At 62.3% G+C, this 17507-nt stretch carries 14 protein-coding genes; 6 read left to right on the top strand and 8 right to left on the bottom strand.

All coding sequences use genetic code 11. From position 1 onward, the window contains the following. Nucleotides 1-271: 271 nt before the first annotated feature. Nucleotides 272-1093, bottom strand: coding sequence for a Cof-type HAD-IIB family hydrolase (locus B0G57_RS16370; protein WP_018441481.1), 822 nt, complete (start codon nt 1091-1093; stop codon nt 272-274). 48 nt (nt 1094-1141) lie between these two features. Continuing rightward, nucleotides 1142-2056: a BadF/BadG/BcrA/BcrD ATPase family protein gene (locus B0G57_RS16365; protein WP_018441480.1), complete on the bottom strand. Its 915-nt coding sequence runs from the start codon at nt 2054-2056 to the stop codon at nt 1142-1144. A 336-nt stretch (nt 2057-2392) separates the two neighbouring features. Here B0G57_RS16365 and B0G57_RS16355 point away from each other — a divergent pair, with 336 nt between their 5' ends. Next, complete coding sequence (locus tag B0G57_RS16355; RefSeq protein ID WP_018441478.1) at nt 2393-2995, top strand: DNA-3-methyladenine glycosylase I; 603 nt, start codon at nt 2393-2395, stop codon at nt 2993-2995. Between the two features lie 289 nt (nt 2996-3284). Here the strand turns inward: B0G57_RS16355 and rpsU are convergent, their stop codons facing one another. Beyond that, nucleotides 3285-3497 (bottom strand): 30S ribosomal protein S21, encoded by a 213-nt coding sequence (rpsU, locus tag B0G57_RS16350; protein WP_018441477.1) that lies wholly within the window; start codon nt 3495-3497, stop codon nt 3285-3287. A 560-nt stretch (nt 3498-4057) separates the two neighbouring features. On the opposite strand from rpsU, the gene B0G57_RS16345 reads away from it, so the two are divergent. The 3 genes from B0G57_RS16345 to B0G57_RS16335 all read left to right on the top strand — a co-directional run bounded on the left by B0G57_RS16345 (nt 4058) and on the right by B0G57_RS16335 (nt 6869). Then, nucleotides 4058-4888, top strand: a complete 831-nt coding sequence (locus tag B0G57_RS16345; protein ID WP_018441476.1) for a flagellin domain-containing protein — start codon at nt 4058-4060, stop codon at nt 4886-4888. Nucleotides 4889-5081: 193 nt separating this feature from the next. Continuing rightward, entirely contained in the window at nt 5082-6551 is a 1470-nt protein-coding gene (gene fliD / locus B0G57_RS16340; RefSeq protein ID WP_018441475.1) for a flagellar filament capping protein FliD, read from the top strand. Nucleotides 6552-6569: 18 nt separating this feature from the next. Further along, entirely contained in the window at nt 6570-6869 is a 300-nt protein-coding gene (locus B0G57_RS16335) for a flagellar protein FliT (RefSeq protein WP_018441474.1), read from the top strand. 4 nt (nt 6870-6873) lie between these two features. Here B0G57_RS16335 and B0G57_RS16330 read toward each other — a convergent pair whose 3' ends face one another. From B0G57_RS16330 to B0G57_RS16310, 5 genes are all read right to left on the bottom strand, one after another. Continuing rightward, complete coding sequence (locus B0G57_RS16330) at nt 6874-8856, bottom strand: O-linked N-acetylglucosamine transferase, SPINDLY family protein (RefSeq protein ID WP_018441473.1); 1983 nt, start codon at nt 8854-8856, stop codon at nt 6874-6876. Continuing rightward, nucleotides 8853-11249 (bottom strand): tetratricopeptide repeat protein, encoded by a 2397-nt coding sequence (locus B0G57_RS16325; RefSeq protein ID WP_018441472.1) that lies wholly within the window; start codon nt 11247-11249, stop codon nt 8853-8855. The genes B0G57_RS16330 and B0G57_RS16325 overlap by 4 nt, the downstream gene beginning before the upstream one ends. Next, nucleotides 11246-13273, bottom strand: a complete 2028-nt coding sequence (locus B0G57_RS16320; protein ID WP_018441471.1) for an O-linked N-acetylglucosamine transferase, SPINDLY family protein — start codon at nt 13271-13273, stop codon at nt 11246-11248. The genes B0G57_RS16325 and B0G57_RS16320 overlap by 4 nt, the downstream gene beginning before the upstream one ends. After that, complete coding sequence (locus tag B0G57_RS16315; RefSeq protein WP_018441470.1) at nt 13263-14969, bottom strand: glycosyltransferase family 2 protein; 1707 nt, start codon at nt 14967-14969, stop codon at nt 13263-13265. Before B0G57_RS16315 ends, B0G57_RS16320 begins: the two co-directional genes overlap by 11 nt. A gap of 153 nt (nt 14970-15122) precedes the next feature. Next, nucleotides 15123-15371 (bottom strand): hypothetical protein, encoded by a 249-nt coding sequence (locus tag B0G57_RS16310; RefSeq protein ID WP_146013333.1) that lies wholly within the window; start codon nt 15369-15371, stop codon nt 15123-15125. A gap of 271 nt (nt 15372-15642) precedes the next feature. On the opposite strand from B0G57_RS16310, the gene B0G57_RS16305 reads away from it, so the two are divergent. Next, nucleotides 15643-16563 (top strand): glycoside hydrolase family protein, encoded by a 921-nt coding sequence (locus B0G57_RS16305; protein ID WP_018441468.1) that lies wholly within the window; start codon nt 15643-15645, stop codon nt 16561-16563. A gap of 9 nt (nt 16564-16572) precedes the next feature. Continuing rightward, the gene (locus B0G57_RS16300) at nt 16573-17394 is read left to right on the top strand and encodes a phytanoyl-CoA dioxygenase family protein (RefSeq protein ID WP_018441467.1); all 822 of its coding nucleotides are present in this window, start codon (nt 16573-16575) and stop codon (nt 17392-17394) included. Nucleotides 17395-17507: the final 113 nt, after the last annotated feature.

Genomic DNA, 17507 nt, shown 5'->3' with positions numbered 1-17507 from the left:
CAATGCTCAATTCACCTGGGTTTACCAGGAAATCATATGATAATTCTCGAGCCCGCGCCTACCGTGGGTAATGCCACATTAACGCAATGAAATATTTCAGTTCGTGACGCATTCAGGGAATTCACTAATTCGCTTGAGCGTTCCGCCAGTCATTGCGTAATGCCGGATCACTCGGAGCCGATGCAGGTCGAATGCATCGAATCTCCTGGCCGCATGGCGCATGGGCCATGCTTATAGTCGACTGAGCCGCCCAATGAGGCCGGCGCGGCTATCAGGAAGTCAATTCGTCGGTGATCGAAAAGAGCTTGCGAAGCTGATGCGCGACCCCGGCTTCGAAGTTGTTCCCGATGCGCGGCACTTGCGGCAGCCGTGCCATCAGTTGCGGATTCGCGTTGTTCATCATGAAAGGGTGGCCGGCCGTCTCGAGCAGATCGATGTCGTTCATGTTGTCGCCGAAAGCGACGCAGTTCGCATTGTCCGCGCCGAGGCGCGCCAATACGAATTCCAGGGCCCGGCCTTTCGAAACATTCGCGCTCATGACTTCCAGACAGTCGGGCAGCGAATAAGTCACGTAAAGCGTCTCGCCGAATTCGCGCGCTAGATTCGCCGCCACTTGCGCAAGATCGTCGGGCTCGCCGATATAAAGCACTTTGGCGATATCGTGGCCGTCATGCTCGAGCGGATCGACGATTTCATAGCGAAATCCGGAGTCGCGATGGAAGGCAAGCAGATGCGGGGCATCGCGATCGATAAGCCAGGCGTCGTCGGCAAAAAGATTGACGATGACGCGTCGATGCTCACCCGCGATTTCGGGGCGCACGAGCTTTCGCACGGTCGCGGCCGGCAAATCGAGCGCGTGAATCAGCGTGTCGTCGGGCGCGTGCACGCGCGCGCCGTTCGATGTGACGAGATACGGGCGGATACCAAGCACATCGCGAATGCCCGCGACATCGCAGTAGTGGCGTCCAGTCGCGATGACGAAATGGATCCCTTCTTCGGCCAGCCGCCGCACCGTCGCCACCGTGAAAGGATCGAGCTGATGCTCGCTATTGAGCAGCGTTCCATCGAGATCGGTGGCGATGACTTGATACATGGCTTCAGGACAAACGGCCGAAACGGCGAGGCCGCCATTTTAACGTGGCTAGTGCGCCTGGCGCGGCGGCCGCTCGCCGGCCGCGCGCCGCGCGAGTTCGAGGGCCCCATGCGCGGAATCGGCGCGCGGCGCTACGAGCCGGTTGCTATGAGAATGCGGAATGTGCGCGCGCAGCGGCTCACCGAGGCCGCCGCAAAGCGCCACAGGCAGGCGTGCGGCGGGATCCAGCGCGTCGATGAGCCGAGCGATGTCGCGTCCGGCTTCGGCGAGCAGCCGCATCGCAACCGGATGCGTTCGATGTGCGAGCACGATCGGCGCGAGGCTCGCGTAGGCCGCTTGATTCGCGGCGCACAGCCAGACGACGAGACTGTCGCGGTCATGCGCGCCCGTTTGCGCGAGCAGCGCATCAGAAAACTCGTCCGCCGGCGCGCGGCCGTCCAGCGCTTGCTGCGCATGCACGATCGCGCGCAAGCCGAGCCATGCGCCGCTTGCCTCGTCCCCGGACGGGAAGCCATAGCCGCCGGCGATTCGGCAACTGCCGTCTTCCGCGAGCACGGCCGCGATGCTGCCCGTGCCGAGCGCGACGATGACGCCCGCCGATCCGCCGTGCGCGCCAAGCAAGGTCGTGTAGGCATCGCTCTCCACGGCGAGCATGGCGAGTCGCGGCGCTTGCGCCTTGAATGCGGCGAGCCAGTCGCGATTGTTGACGCCCGCGAGCCCGCAGCCGAGCGCGCAGCGCGACCATTCGAGTTCCAGCGCCGCGCGCTCGAAGGCCTGCGCGACAGCCGTGCCGATTGCTGCCCACGCACGTTCGGCGCCTAGCGCGAGCGCCGACGCGCCGCCCGTGGCTTGCGCGAGTTCATTGCCGCTCGTCGCGTCCGCCAGTACGACACGTGTGCCGCTGCCGCCGCCATCTACACCGACGAGGAACTGCGCTGCTTGCGCGCTTTCTTCGATACTCATAAGTGCTGGATATCGCTTTATCGTAAAAGGAGCCTCGGCTTAAAACTCCGCCCTTCAAGGCTGGGAGCCGAAACTGCGGCCTGAAGGCCGGTTCCGAGCAGTGGGTATGCAAAGCCTGGCTGGACGTTGCCCAAGACCGATCGCGGCAGGCTGCGCGGCTTTCGATCGCGCTTCGCCGGACCGCGCCGATGAGCAAGCGTATCTGCTTCGCGGTTCGCCGCCAATCTCCCATTCGGCCAAATTACCGCGCGTCGCCGATCCGTTATTCTTCTTGCCCACGTACGGCGAAACCGATCCGAATCGCGCCGACGCCAACGCGAAACGAGGAGCCTCCGAATGAACGAGCGCTGCAATTGGGTAAGAACACCGGCCGACGAGCAATACCATGACAGCGAATGGGGCGTCCCGTCTCGCGACGACCGGCATCTTTTCGAAATGCTCGTGCTCGAAGGCGCGCAAGCGGGGCTCTCATGGTCGACGATCCTCGGCAAGCGCGAAGGGTATCGCCGCGCCTTCGCCGATTTCGACGTCGAAGCTGTCGCGCGCTATACGGAAGCCGATATCGAGAGGCTGATGGGCGATGCCAGCATCGTGCGCAATCGTGCCAAGCTCGAGGCCGCCGTCGCCAACGCGCGCGCTGTATTGCGCATTAAAGCCGAGCATGGCTCGCTCGCGAACTTCGTTTGGTCTTTCGTCGACGGCGAGCCGATTCAGAACGACTGGGCGCTGTACAAGGAGCACGCGCCCGCCTCGACGCCCATATCGGACGAACTGAGCAAGGCACTCAAGGGATACGGCTGCAAGTTCGTCGGCTCAACGATCTGCTATGCGTTCATGCAGGCCGTCGGCATGGTCAACGATCACCAGACGAGTTGCGCCTGGCGAGCACGGTGCGCCAAGCTGGCCAAAGCGAAGCCCAGCAGAAAGAAGTCGGCCTGACACAAGCAGGCATAACCAACGCCGACATCCGCAAAGCCTGAAGAACCCCAAACCAAAAGGTCAGCAGATCCGTGACCCGGATGCCGAGGGGCGCAACGCTAAGCGCTAGGTTCTACGGCACCTGAAGCCGCCAGAACCGCGGCTCGTGCCGGCAACTTGCGCACACGCCGTTGCCCTCACGAAATCGTTCGTGCAAAACAAAACGGCGGCGCGGCTCCGTTCCGGAGCGCACCGCCATCTGTCTGAAGCCTCCGCATGCGAGCCATGCCCGACATGCGGCAACGCTCGCTCAGTGGAGCTTTTTCGGCAGCATCTGGCTGCGCAGGCGCTTGTGCAGGCGCTTGACCGCGGCGGCCTTCTTGCGCTTGCGCACGGCCGTCGGCTTTTCATAGGTCTGGCGCTCGCGCAGCTCGGCGATCAGTCCATTCTTTTCGATGGCGCGGCGAAAGCGGCGAATCGCCACCTCGAACGGCTCGTTTTCCTTCAGCAAAATCGTCGTCATCTATTTTCCAGGTACGTTCAAGTGCGTGGGGCGGCATGACGCGCACGCGCCGCTTCCGCCGGCGCGGCGGTTCCCTTGCAAGGTTTCACGAGACTTCCTTGCAGGCCGCGCCCCCATGCCCCGCACCTTTGGGAAAACCCGCTCGGTCGGCGTCGAGACACGGACGAAACGTTGGATGGTATCAGAACTCGGGGGCGATTGCTAGCCCGCCGTGGTTTCCGCCGAAGATGTCGGCAACGATGACCAACGAATGACAAGAATTCAATGGAATGCAATGGAATGCCCCCCAGGCCGCATACCGACGGTTCCCCGCCCCCAAGGCTGAAGTTAGCCGCCCGTAATCGGCCGACGGCAAGAGGGCCTGCGCACCGCTCATCGCACCGTCGCGCCGGCCTGTCCGATCGCCGCGAAATGCATTCGTCGGCTATTTCGTCAATCCTTCCCTAAAGTTTCTTCCCGCCCTCGCCGACAACCAGGACAGGCGGGCAGCGCCAATCGTGGAAGCGCGACGCCGAACCCGTACGGCCTTGTTTTCTGGACGTTTTCACACGAGGAAAGAAATGCTCAACATCAACACTAATATCCTGTCGCTGCAGACGCAGACGAACCTGTCGGGCACGCAAAGCGCCCTGTCGCAAGCCATCAACCGTCTGTCGTCGGGCAACCGCATCAACACGGCTGCCGACGACGCCGCCGGTCTCGCGATCGCCACGCAGCAAACCGCGTCGATCAACGCGCTGAACCAAGGCGTGATGAACGCCAACAACGGTATCTCGATGGTTCAAACGGCGAACGGCGCCCTCTCGTCGATCGTCTCGAACCTGCAGCGTATCCGCCAGCTGGCGGTCGAATCGGGCGACGGCTCGCTCGGCACGGCAGCGCAAGCTGACCTGCAGACGGAAGTCGGCACGCGTCTCGGAGAAATCAACCGCGTCGAACAGCAAACGTCGTTCAACGGTCAAACGCTGCTCGGCGGCGGCCTCGGCTCGAGCGGCAGCGTGAGCTTCCAGGTCGGCGCGAGCGCAAACCAGACGATCACGGCGAACTTCGGCACGACCACGTGGAACGCGGGTGGCCTCGGCGTCTCGTCCGTGGACGTCAGCACGACGTCGGGTGCGCAAAACGCCATCACCGCGATCGATGCCGCGCTGACGCAAATCTCGACGTTCCAGGCGACGCTCGGTGCAACGCAGAACACGTTCCAGGCCGCGATCACGAACACGCAAACGGAATCGACGAACCTGACGGCTTCGGAATCGCAGATCGTCGGCGCCGACTTCGCGCAAGAAACGGCGAACCTGTCGAAGGCGCAGGTGCTGCAACAAGCCGGTATTTCGGTGCTCGCACAGGCCAACTCGCTGCCGCAACAAGTGCTGAAGCTCCTGCAGTAAGCTACGCACTTCGCGTGACGGACCGCTTCGGTTCGTCACGGTGCGACAGGCGCCATCGGCGATCGAACTCCTGTCGCACCACCGTCGGCGGATCACCGGGAGGCATGCCTCCCGTTGTGCATTGAGGAACCGCTGACTCAAAGGAACGACTGACTCAACCCTAGAGACAACGGCAGCGTGTGGAGAGCATGACATGAGCACTATCACGACGACGGGCGTCAATGGCACTGCAAGCAGCGAGAGCTCTCTGCTCCAGCAAGCGGCGCAATCTATTCTGTCCGGCCTGACGAACTCGACACTCGACGTAAGCTCGCTGGTCTCCTCGCTCGTTACCGCAAAGACCGCCGGGCAGCAACAGACGATCACGAACGCCATTTCGAGCGACAACACGATGCTCTCGGCGCTCGGCAGCATGCAGTCAGCGCTGTCGTCCGTGCTGAGCGCGCTGTCCGGTCAAACGTCGACGGCCGGCCAGGCCGGTAGTCTCGTCGATGGCACGATCTTCCAATCGCTCAGCGCGACGATGAGCGGAAGCGGCATCACGGCGTCGACGACGACGGGCGCGGCGGCGGGCACCTACTCGATCAACGTCACGCAGATCGCAACAGCCAACCAAATTTCCTCGAAGGCTTATGCGAGCGGTGCCACGCTCGGAACGGGCACACTGACGATCGGCGTGGGCAGCGGCTCGATGTCGATCACGCTCGACTCGACGAACAACACGCTGCAGGGCGTGGCCAATGCGATCAACAATTCGTCGACCAACCCGGGCGTGACGGCTGCCGTCGTCACCGGTACGGACGGCCAGCACCTCGTGCTCACGTCGACGCAAACGGGCGCCGCGAACACCGTCACCGTATCGGGCGGCGCCGGCGTCGATTCGGGCATGGCGACGGCCAACTTCACGCAAGTCACCGCGGCGCAAGACGCGAAGCTGACGGTCAGCGGCACCTCCATCGATAGCGCGAGCAACACGATCACGAACGCGCTGACGGGCGTCAACCTCGCGCTCACGAGCGCATCCGTCGGCACGACGCAGACACTGAGCATCGCCCAGAACACGACGGCGATCTCCAATCAGATTCAAAGCTTCGTGACGGCGTACAACCAGTGGATTTCGACCGAGACGTCGCTCTCCTCGTTCAACGCAAGCGCGGCACAGGGCTCGCAAGCCGGGCCGCTGCTCGGCGACGCTATGCTGAACTCCGCTGTGAACGGCATCGCATCGATCATGAGCAGCGGCATCACGGTGGGCGGCACGACTTACGATCTTGCTCAGATCGGCATCAACCTCAATCACGACGGCACGCTCTCGCTCGATACGTCGAAGCTTAATTCGACGCTCGCGACGTCGCCTTCCACGGTCTCAGCGATCTTCAACGGCACGAACGGCTTCGGCGAGCAGTTGAACGCCTTCATCAGTTCGTACACCGATTCGGCGACGGGCCAGATCACGCAACGCGAGTCGTCGCTCAATGCCGATCTCGCGGCGCAATCGCAGGCGCAAACGTCACTCACGGCCTGGGAGCAGACGCTGACCGCGCAGTATCAGGCTCAGTTCACGCAGTTGAATACGCTCATGGCGCAGACGACGAACGAAACGAGCTACCTGAACCGGCTGTTCGGCGGCGGCGGCCTCTCGGGCTCGCTCAACAGCAAGTAACACGAAGGACCGAACGAAATGTCTCAGGAAGTGCTTGCTCGCGCGCACGAACTCAGCCGGACCATCGTTGCCGCCCTCGAGGCGGGCGACTGGCAGATCGCGGCCGACGTTTCCAAGGAGCGCGCTCCGCTCCTGATGTCGCTTGCCGCCGGTCAGAGCGAAGAGAACCTCGCCATGATCCGAGAAATTCAAGCGATGAACGCCGTCATCATCGAGAAGGCGCGCGAAGCACGCGACATGTGCTCGTCGCGCTTTTCCGAAGCGCGGCGCGGCATCGAAGCGGCCCGCCTCTATCGGAAGACACAGCGGCTACGCTAGTACCCTAGGCAGCGGATTCGTAAGTCCGCCACATTGCCGCGAAGGCGTCCTCTAGCGTGCGGGCAAAGCGAGGAGCGTCGGTAAGGGAAGACGCGAGCACGCGCGCTCTAAGCGTGGCGGTCAGTGCGGCGAGTGCTCGCCGGTCGTGCACGAACCCAGTTGCCTTCGCGACGTAATCGTCCTCGTCAGCGGCAATCCAATCGTCGAGCCCCACGCTTCTAACGACGCTCTCGCACAGGTGGCCCAGGAATCGGTCGCCGCGCTTGCACAGCACGGGCACGCCCATCCATAAGCCCTCGGCAGTCGTGGTGCCGCCCGGATAGGGAAACGGACTCAGCACGAGGTCGACGCGATTGTAGGCGGCCAGATACTCGGCACGCGGCGAAGGCCCCTCCAGGACCAATCGTTCCGAGTCGATCCCGAGCGCGCCAAAGCGCGCGCGCGCCGCCTCGCGCTCGGCGTCATTGCCGAATTGAAATGCCTTGAGGAAGAGCTTCGAGCCGGGAACACGGCGAAGAATCTTCGCCCAAACGGCCGCGACACGATCATTGACTTTCGAAAAATCGCCCAGATAACCGAACGTCGGCGGCGCCTCCGCTTCGCGGCGCGATGCGTCGATCTCGACAGGCGGCTCGGGCGGCGTAAAGCAGAGGTAGCCGTGCGGAAGACGCCATGGACGCTCGACGAAATGGCCCGCCTCGTCGGGCGGCAACACCCATTCGTCGCCGACGACGTAGTCGATCGCCGCCAGGCCCGTCGACGCGAAATAGCCGATCCAGCTCGCCTGCACCGGGGCAGGCTTCCATGCGAAGACGGGAAGCCGATTGCTGTCGGTGTGTCCAGATAGATCGAGGAGCACCTGAATGCCGTCGTCATGGATCGCGCGCGCCGCCTGCTCATCGTTGAGCCCGACCAGCGTACGCCAGACGGCAAAACGCGGCTTGATTCGCGCAGTCAGTGCATCCTCGATGGGTCGAGTCGAATAAGCGTAAAGCCGCACGCGCGCGGGATCCACATGCGCGAGCACGCCTTCGAGGAAATAACCAACCGGATGCGAGCGCAAATCCCCCGAGACGAAGCCGACGCGCAACGGTGCACCAGGTGTCGCATCGATGGACCATGCTGTGTACGGCCGAACTGCTTCGCATGCGATGCGGCCGAATGTCAGCGCCTCTCGCAGATAGGCATCGGGTGTCACCTTCTCCGCGAAGCTCAGCGAAAAAAGCAGGTTGCTCCACGCTTCGGCCCACGATGGGCGCAACGCAAGAGCCTGCCTGAAATAGGCGATGCCCTCGTCAGGCTTTCCCATCTCGCGGTTGACGATGCCAAGATTGAGCGGAACCTGTGCCTCCTGGGGCATCAGGCGTTGCGCCCGACGGTAGCACTCGGCGGCCTCGACGAGCTTACCTCGCGTCCTGAGTGCATTGCCGAGATTGTTGTGCGCCTCGCCAAACTCGGGGTTCAGCGCTATCGCCTTGCGGCAATGCTCGGCGGCCATCTCCGGCTCGGCCAGTTCGCGCAGTACATTGCCGAGATTGCTGTGCGCCTCGGCGAAATCGGCGTTGAGGACAATCGCCGCCCGAAAGCTCGCCGCGGCGGCTGCCGGCAGCCGCATCCGGTGAAGCACGTTCCCCAGATTGTTGTGCGCGCGAAAGCTCTGCGGGTCGAGCGCGATCGCCTGCTGATGACTTTCCGCGGCCGCCGTGAGCTTGCCCCAGCCGAAGAGGGCGGAGCCGAGATTGTCGAAGTAGATCGCCTGCTCGCTGATTTCGATGGCACGGCAGATGAGATCGAACGCTTGCGCGTACTGCTGCCGCTGGATCGCGATCACGCCGAGCAGGTGCAGCGCGTCGCCATGCCGGGGAATCGCCGCAAGCGTGCGTTCGTAAAATCCACGCGCCTCATCGAGGCGGCCGGCGCGATGATGGGCGATGCCAGCCTCGAATAATCCTGTAGCGCTGCTGCGGTCTGTCGTGAAATCGCTCATCGGCTCGTTTCCATGGCATGTTGTGCGACGCGCGCTTCCCACATCTGCTCGAAGGCTCCCGCAAGATGAACCGCGAAGCGCGGCGCGTCGCAAAGCGGCGAGCGCACGACACGCTCGCGCAAGCCCGAGCGCAGTGCGGCAAGCGCCGGCAGATCGCCGGCAAACGCGATGGCACGCGCCACGTAATCGTCGTCGTCAGTTGCGATCCATTCGGGCAGACCGACCGTTTGCAGGACCATCTCGCCGAGATGCGAGAGAAACCGATTGCCGCGCCTGCCGAGCACGGGTACGCCCATCCAGAGCGCTTCGACGCTCGTCGTCCCCCCCGGATAGGGGAACGGGTCGAGGGCGAAGTCGACGCGGTGATAGGCCGCGAAATACTCGTCGCGCGAAGAAGGTCCTTCGAGGATCAAACGTTGCGCCCCGACTCCCTGCGCGGCGAATCGCGCGAGCGTCTCATCGCGAATCATTGCTTCGCTCAACTGGTGATTCTTGAGCAGCAAACGCGAGTTCGGCAGCGCATGCAGCGCGCGCGACCAGACAGCAATCACGCCGTCGTTGAGCTTTTTGTGATTGTTGAAGCAACCGAGTGTCACGTAGCCGTTCTTCAACGCGGGCAGCGGCGAAACCGACGCCATCTCGTCGGGCAGCGTAAAGCAGAGATAGCAATCGGGCAGCCGCCATATTCGCTCGACGTATTGCCCTTCCTCGCCCGACGGCACGACGTGCCGGTCCGCCAGCACGTAGTCGATTTCGGCGAGGCCCGTCGTCGCGAAGTAGCCGAGCCAGCTCACCTGAACCGGCGCGGGGCGCCAGGCGAACATTGGCAGACGGTTGCGCCCCGTGTGGCCGGCGAGGTCAACGAGAATATCGATGCGGTCCTCATGGATGCGCTCGGCCAGCGCCGCATCGTCCATCTCAGCGACATGGCGCCACGTCGCGAAGCGCGGCTTGATGCGCGCCGTCAGCTCGTCGTTGTGCAATCCGTTCGAGTAAGCGATCGGCTCGATCCGTGTGCGATCGAGCTGCGCGAGCACGCACTCGAGGAAATAGCCGACCGGGTGCTTTCGGAAATCGGCCGAAACGAAACCGACCTTCAGCGGGCGTTTTTGGCGCCGATGCGGCACGCCCGACTCGACATGCGCGCACGACTCGGCTCGATTCATGGCCTCGAACGCCGGCCACTGCGAATAAGGCCGCGCGCGTGCCGCCATCCGCTCGCCGAAGTAACGCGCATCGGCCAGATGGGTCTCGGCCGACCAGTTCGCGATGTACGATTGTCCGAATAGCACGCAAGTGTGCGATTCGCCGAAGTCCGGATCAATCGCAAGTGCATTGCGATGAGACTGTAGCGCCGCGTCGAACTGATTCAGATCGGCGAGGATCGCTCCGAGGTTGTTGTGAAACGACGGCGAGTCGCCGCCGCGCAGCTCGATCGCCCGCCGGGCGAACTCAACGGCGCGCGTCGGCACGCCGACCCGACGCAACGCGTTCGCGAGGTTGTGGTAGGGATCCGGGAATTCCGGCTTGAGCGCGATGGCCTGCTCGTAGAACGGCACGGCCGCGTCAGGGCGACCCGCATTGTTGAGCGCATTGCCAAGGGTATTGTGCGCTTCAGCCGAAGTCGGCTCGAGTTCGACGACGCGTCGATACGCCTCGATGGCGCCGTTTATATCGCCACGGTGCAGAAGCAGCGTCGCGAGACTATCGTGGGCGGCGGCGAGATTCGGCGCGCAGGCAATGCCCGCTCGGTACGAGGCCACTGCCGCCTCCAGCTCGCCCTGGGCCTTGCGCACGTGGCCGAGATTCAGATGCGCCTCGGCGAACGCTGGTTTCGACCAGATGGCCTTGCCATAGCTTTCGGCCGCGGCGGCGAGCTCGCCCAAGTCCTTCAGCGCATTGCCGAGGTTGTTGTAAGCCTCCGCATAGCCCGGACGCAGCTCGATCGCATGCACGCAGCTTTCGAGCGCGGCTCGGGGTTCACCCTTTTCGCGCAGTGCATTGCCGAGATTGTTGTGCGCCTCGGCGTAGTCGACCTTGAGCGCCACCGCTTGGCGATACGCATCGATCGCCTCGGGTAGCCGCCCTGCCTCCCGCAACGCATTACCGAAGTTGTTGTGGTAGATCGGATTCGGATGAATCGCGATCGATTCGCGCATCAGCACGAGTCCCGCGTCGTATTGCTTGATCTGGCAGGCCAGCAGCCCCATGAAATGGAGTGCGTCGGCGTGCTTGGGCGCGATCGCAAGAATCCGCGAATAGAGCGCCTTGGCATCGACGAGGCGCCCCGCCTGGTGATGGGCCAACGCCTCGTTCAAGAGAGAGGCGACGTCTTGCGCACCGCCTCCAACGCCGCGCGCGCTTTGTTGCTGTGCATTGATTCGCGGCTTCATCGAACCGGCTCCGATGGAGGAATACCAGGGCCCATTGCCGATATTCTCGAGAGCTCGCGCATACGCTCGCGCCACATTCCCTCGAACGCCGCTTCCAGATGGCGCGCGAAACGCCTCGCATCGCACAGAGGCGAGGCGATCAATCTCGCGCGGAGCCCCTGGCGCAATTCGGCCAACGCATCTCGATCGTTCGCGAATGCGATGGCCTTCGCCACGTACTCATCGTCGTCTTCGGCAATCCACTCCTCGAGCCCTGCCGAATGAAGCATGCTCGCACAGATGTTCGACAGAAATTGATCGCCGCGGCGGCACAGCACGGGTACGCCCATCCAGAGACCCTCGACGCTCGTGGTCCCACCTGGATAGGGAAACGGGCTCAATGCGATGTCGACGTGACGATAGGCCTCGAAGTACGCCTTGCGTGGCGAAGCCCCTTCGAGGACAAGGCGATCCGCCTCGATGCCGACGGCCGCAAATCGCGCGACCGTCGACTGGCGCGCGCTCTCTTCGCCGAGCTGCTTCGCCTTCAGAAAGAGCCGCGAGCCCGGCACCGCCTGCAGAATCCGCGCCCACACGGCGACGACGCGGTCGTTCATCTTCATCAAGTGATTGAAACAACCGAACGTGACATGGCCATGCGCAAGCATCGGCAGCTCGCCGACGGCGACATCGTCGTAGTCGGGCGGCGTAAAGCACAGATAGCTGTCGGGCAGCCGACAAATTCTTTCGGTGTACTGATCATCGCATCCGGGCGGCAATACGTGGGGATCGCCGAGAATGTAATCGATCGATGCGAGGCCAGTCGTCGCGAAATAGCCGAGCCAGGTCGCCTGTACAGGCGCAGGGCGCCACGCGAATAGCGGCAGGCGATTGAAATTCGCGTGTCCCGAGAGATCGACGAGTATGTCGATTCGGTCGTCGCAAATGCGGCGCGCGGCGAGCTCGTCGGAAAGCCCTGCGAGACTCGTCCACTCGGCGAAATGAGGCTTGATGCGCGCGGTCAGGAAATCCTCGAAACGCCGAGTCGGATACGCGACGAACTCGATACGCCGCCGGTCGATATGTTCGAGGATGCTTTCGAGAAAGAACCCGGTCGGATGGACCTTGAGATCGCCCGAAACGAGCCCGACGCGCAGCGGTCCCGCGCGCTCGCGCACGAGCGGCACGCACCAGTCGGTTCGCGGCTTGACCGTCGTCTCGACGGCGCGACCGAACGCCATCGCTTCGGCCAAATACTCTGCCTGATCGAGGTTTTCGCGGTAAGCAACGATGAAGAGCAGATTGCTGCGTATCTCGAAGCGGTACGGTGACAGCTCGATTGCGCGACGATAGTGATCGATTGCGGCATCAAGCTCCCCGAGATCGACGAGCGTATTGGCCAGGTTGTTGTGAGCCTCGGCGTAGTCGGGCTGAAGCCGGATCACGCTCTTGAAGCATTCGACGGCCGCGGCCAATTGACCGCTTTCGCGCAACAGGTTGCCGAGATTGTTTTGCGCGGGCACGTAGTCCGGCTTGAGCACGATCGCCTGGCAAAAGCTCTCGATCGCGGCGGCCTTCATGCCGCGCGCGGCAAGTACATTGCCGAGGTTGCCGTAGAAGACTTCGCTTTCGCGGTGAGAAAGCGCCCGCATGATCAGGTCCATCGCCCTGGGATAGTCTCCCAGGTGATAAGCGACGAGGCCCAGCAGATGCAGCGCGTCGGGGTGTTCGGGGTCTACCGCGAGAATCTGCTCGTAGATGGCTGCTGCTTCCGCGAAGCGACCGGCTTGCTGATGGGCAAGGCCGATTTCGATCGGCGCAGGCACGCTCGATACGGGATCCTGCGCGGGTACCGATGCCGAAGCGGACGTCGAAAGTGCGCTCGGTGCGGGACGAACGGCAATCGCCGGCGGCGTCACGAACCGAACGCTGGGCTCTTCTTTCAGTGCCGGACGCAAAAAAGCGACGCCCTCGGCGTTGGAGCCGAAGGCATCGATCGCTTCGTTGGAGAGCCGGTTCTGGGCCTGGTTTTGGTCACTCGCCATACTTGCGCAAATAGCGTTCGTATCCGGCGCGCCACGCGGCGGAGCCGAATGCGCCCCCGCTTTCATGCACGACGCTGATCGGCCAGGTGCCCATGCGCAGTCCTTTCGATTCGGCCTGGCGACAGAAATCCACGTCGTAGAAATGGAACGCGAACTGCTCGTCGAACCGCACGCCGGCTTGGACCAGTCGCTCGCTGTCCGCGATCAGCATGAGCCCGTCGAGCAGTTTGCACTCGACACCAGCGGGACCAAAACGCGAAACCTGGCTCGGAAAGCCGTTGCCGTGGCCCACGGAACCGCTCAAGTAAGCGGCGTCGTCCCACTTGAAATCCGGCGTGCCGAAGGCCCAGGCCGGCTGCCGCGGCAAGCGGCGCCGATTGCCGGCGAGGCCCACTACGTCGAAGTGCCGCAGCGCCTCCTGAACACGCTCGGCCCAGAAAAAATCGACGATCGACACATCGTCATGCACGAAGACAAGGATGGCCGGATGAGAGGCCGATTGCTCGATGGCTGCGTTGTAGAGCGTCGGCAGTCCCGTCGAGTTGTTGGCGTAGAGCAATAACTCCGGCGCCTGCTCGTATCGATGCGCCGACAAAGAACGGCCGAGCGCCGTGTCGGTCATGAACCGCTCCTGCGAAACGCGGGTCGCGCACACCAGCCGCACCGGCTTGGCCGTCACCGCCGTGAGACGGTCCGTGTCTCGCGGTGCGATCGTGGCCGCAGCGTGCCCATTCGACGAGACTCCCAATGCGGCTTGCGACGTCCGCGCAGCAACCGCGGCACGGGCCGAGGCGTAGCCGGATCGAAAGCGTTCCGTATCGAATAGCTCGGGGGCCGCGACCGTAGTCAGCTCACCGAGATTGTCGAGCAGCCGAGCGAGTTCTGGAAAATCGCCCTTCCGCGCTGAATAGACTCGCTGCAGGCGCGCCGCTGCTTCGGCAAGGGCCGCTCCGGTGAGGCGCCCGGATGCGGCTTCGCCTCGCACGAACAGCTCCCATTCATAAATGGCGGCACTCTCGTACGTCTGTAGCCGACGCGCCCGCTCGCTGGCATCGCGACGCGACATGCTCCAGTATCCGCCGACGGCAATGAGCGGCGCGCGTTCCGCGAGGTTAAGGTACATCCCCACGTCGCCGAGCCCGTCGAGCTTGAAACCGCGATAGGCGAAGATATCGTCGGCGCTGGCTCGTTGACGGTCGACCATGACATTGGACGTCTCGCCGACGAAGTTGCGCAACTCGCCGACCATTTCCCTCACGAGCAAATCACGGCCGACAAGGCCCAGCTCGTTGACCTTCATGAGCGATCGGGGTGTGTCGACGACCGAGTCGTTGGCGTCGACGAAGACGCGCCCGTGAAAGGCGAGAACCGAATCCGGTGCGCGCCTGAACGCATCGACGAGCCGCTCCACCGACTCGGGCATCAGCATGTCCGAATCGCCGAGCCATTTCACGTAGCGACCGCTCGCGCGTGCCCAGAGTACCTCGTCAATGCGTAGAGCGTCGTCGGGGCTATGCCGAATGTAGCGAATGCGAGCGTCGTCGAGGCGGTCGACGATCGGTTGCAACGCGGCATCGGGCGTCTCGTCGCCGACGAGGATTTCGACGTCGCCGAACGTTTGTCGCTGTGCGCTGATCAGTGCGCGGCCAAGATAGTCGGCTCTGCGGCCCGGAATCAGGATGCTGACGGTTGCCATGAAACGGTTTGTTCCTTTGCTGACCTACGGTGGGTGGGCCGCCCCGCGGCTCGCGCGCCGGCAGGCAGCGCTCGCTCAGGCTGCGCATCGACTGCACGATGCAGCCGTGGTAGGCCGGACGCTATCAGGTTAGCAATGCCCGGGCGGCGCCAATCAGTGGAACAGCGGCGGATTTCGGGGCCATTTTTGAAAAATTGACGCCCGACTCAGTGCACTAGCCGGGCGTCCCCGACTCGATCGGGGAATGGCGTAAAGCATGAGGTTCTCTCTCCTGAGCGTTGGCTGCTCCTCGCCGAAGCCATACTGGACGTGGCGAACGCGCCGGCCGTCGCTGCGCTCGAACAGCGGTCTCAGCGTCGCTTCCGGCGTATCGTCGCCAAGGATGATCTCGATGTCGTCCAACGTCTGGCGCTGCGCACACACGACCGACGTGACGAACGCACGACGCTTGCAATAGCGCCGTCAGCTTGAATTGCGACGGAATTCAGCCTTTGCTCGGCCAATCGGCCGTGAAACATCGGGACTAGACTAATTGGCAATGCCCCGATCACCGCTTGCCCCGAGGAAGTCCAATGCCCGTTGCCGCAGTACGATCCGCGCCGAGCCCGTCTTCATACGTGTCGCGCGACTCGGATCTGTAGATCAACGTGCAATAGTTCTTTCAGCGAAGCCTATGAAATGGGAAAAACTTGGACTCGTCTGCACTGCCGACAGGTTTGGCGTCGACGTACCAACGCGCGTAATGGTACCCACGCCCGTTTTTGTGAACGAAGACACGATAAGAGTCTTTGTGACGGTGTGCGACAAGGACAACATCGGTAGACCGTACTACGTCGACGTCGATGCCCGAGATCCACGGAAAGTGCTGCGCCTGTCCGAACGGCCAGTGATGGACGTTGGCACTGCACCGTCCTTTGACGAGCACGGCGTAGTCGTCGCTCAGGTCTTGAAAACTCGCGACGGCAAGCTCCAGATGTACTACTCGGGGTTCGAGCGCTTTAGAGACGTTCGATACAAAATCTTCACGGGACTCGCCACGAGCAGCAATAACGGGGAATCCTTCCAGCGCGTGAAGACAACGCCAATACTGGGTGGATCCGACTACGAGTCGACGTTCCGCTGTGCGCCGTTTGTCATCGAATTTGAAGACCGCTTTTCGATGTGGTACGTCGCGGGATCGTCTTGGGAAACTATCCGTGGCAAACAAGTTCCCCGATACTCGCTCAAATATCTCGAATCACCTGACGGGATCGAGTGGCCTGTGGAAGGCAGATCCTGCATGGAATTGCAGCACGACGAACATGGGTTCGGAAGGCCGTGGATCGAAATTGACGAGCATGGTACCTACCATCTTTATTACTCCATCCGAGTATGTTCGCTAGCAGCATACCGGCTGGGCTATGCCACCTCTGAAGACGGGTTGAACTGGGTTCGAAAAGACGCGGAAATGGGACTAGAACCAACGCCCGGCTCGTTCGACTCGAATGGTTTATCGTATTCCGCCATCATCGAAGCACATGGGTCGACCTATTGCTTCTACAACGGAAACGATTTTGGCCGAGAGGGCTTTGCCGTATCCAAGCTTATCAAATAGAGAGCCACAATGAGCACCGTTCATTCTACTCACGGCGTTGCCATGCGCCTCAACGAAGCTGACTTGATCGACGAACGTTTGGCTGAGCTGATGGTAAACGGCTACACAATTCTCGATAGCGGAATGCCGGATGCCGCATTAGTGGACCTCAGAGCAAGGCTAGACTCCGTGTACTCCGCCCAGTGCGTAGAAATGGATGGGGAGGATGTGCTGCGTAGTATGCATGACACGGACGTGGCACGATGCGTCGTAGCCTACGATGCCGCGTTTCTCCAGCTCGCGACCAACAACAACCTGATGCAGCTGGCTCGCCGGTTGTTTGGCTCGGATTTCATTCTGATGCAGCAGAACGGAATTCTCAATCGCCCTGATCGCGACAACTATCAGGCCAAATGGCACCGAGATCTCAGCTACCAACACTGGGTGAGCACGAAGCCGCTCGCCATTAACGCTCTGTTTTGTGTCGACGAATTTACCAATGACAACGGCGCCACGTTTGTCTTACCAGCAACGCATCACGTCGAAGCGTTCCCGACCAACGCGTTCGTTTCCAAATTCGAATTGCAATTGACTGCTCCCGCAGGGTCATATTTGATTCTCGACGCGATGCTTTTCCATCGGGCGGGCATCAATCGGTCCGCCTCGGTTCGAAGAGCCGTCAATCACCTCATTGGGCTACCGTTCATGGCGCAACAAATCGACATCCCCCGCGCGATCGCAAGTGCTCAAAAAATAGATGTCGTCGATGAAACTACACGCAAGTATCTCGGATACAGATGGTCTCCCGCCGCCGATGCGGTCGAATGGAGACGGCGTCGCCTCCCGAAATGAGTTCGAACGCTGTCGAGAAGATCTGCGGTTTTTGCGGCGCGGCCGCTTTTGGCAGCCCGCGTGCATGATCCCACCTGCCCACTTCGACTCACCGCTGGACCGACTGCGCGAAG

This window comes from Trinickia symbiotica (genome assembly GCF_002934455.1).
In the GTDB taxonomy this organism is placed as follows: Bacteria; Pseudomonadota; Gammaproteobacteria; order Burkholderiales; family Burkholderiaceae; genus Trinickia; species Trinickia symbiotica.
Note: the sequence above shows the minus strand (reverse complement) of the source record. Positions and strands in the feature narration are given on the sequence as shown.

What these genes read in the sequence shown, in the direction of transcription:
- B0G57_RS16370 (WP_018441481.1), bottom strand. Translation starts at nt 1,093, where the DNA reads ATGTATCAAGTCATCGCCACCGATCTCGATGGAACGCTGCTCAATAGC.
- B0G57_RS16365 (WP_018441480.1), bottom strand. Translation starts at nt 2,056, where the DNA reads ATGAGTATCGAAGAAAGCGCGCAAGCAGCGCAGTTCCTCGTCGGTGTA.
- B0G57_RS16355 (WP_018441478.1), top strand. Translation starts at nt 2,393, where the DNA reads ATGAACGAGCGCTGCAATTGGGTAAGAACACCGGCCGACGAGCAATAC.
- rpsU (WP_018441477.1), bottom strand. Translation starts at nt 3,497, where the DNA reads ATGACGACGATTTTGCTGAAGGAAAACGAGCCGTTCGAGGTGGCGATT.
- B0G57_RS16345 (WP_018441476.1), top strand. Translation starts at nt 4,058, where the DNA reads ATGCTCAACATCAACACTAATATCCTGTCGCTGCAGACGCAGACGAAC.
- fliD (WP_018441475.1), top strand. Translation starts at nt 5,082, where the DNA reads ATGAGCACTATCACGACGACGGGCGTCAATGGCACTGCAAGCAGCGAG.
- B0G57_RS16335 (WP_018441474.1), top strand. Translation starts at nt 6,570, where the DNA reads ATGTCTCAGGAAGTGCTTGCTCGCGCGCACGAACTCAGCCGGACCATC.
- B0G57_RS16330 (WP_018441473.1), bottom strand. Translation starts at nt 8,856, where the DNA reads ATGAGCGATTTCACGACAGACCGCAGCAGCGCTACAGGATTATTCGAG.
- B0G57_RS16325 (WP_018441472.1), bottom strand. Translation starts at nt 11,249, where the DNA reads ATGAAGCCGCGAATCAATGCACAGCAACAAAGCGCGCGCGGCGTTGGA.
- B0G57_RS16320 (WP_018441471.1), bottom strand. Translation starts at nt 13,273, where the DNA reads ATGGCGAGTGACCAAAACCAGGCCCAGAACCGGCTCTCCAACGAAGCG.
- B0G57_RS16315 (WP_018441470.1), bottom strand. Translation starts at nt 14,969, where the DNA reads ATGGCAACCGTCAGCATCCTGATTCCGGGCCGCAGAGCCGACTATCTT.
- B0G57_RS16305 (WP_018441468.1), top strand. Translation starts at nt 15,643, where the DNA reads ATGAAATGGGAAAAACTTGGACTCGTCTGCACTGCCGACAGGTTTGGC.
- B0G57_RS16300 (WP_018441467.1), top strand. Translation starts at nt 16,573, where the DNA reads ATGAGCACCGTTCATTCTACTCACGGCGTTGCCATGCGCCTCAACGAA.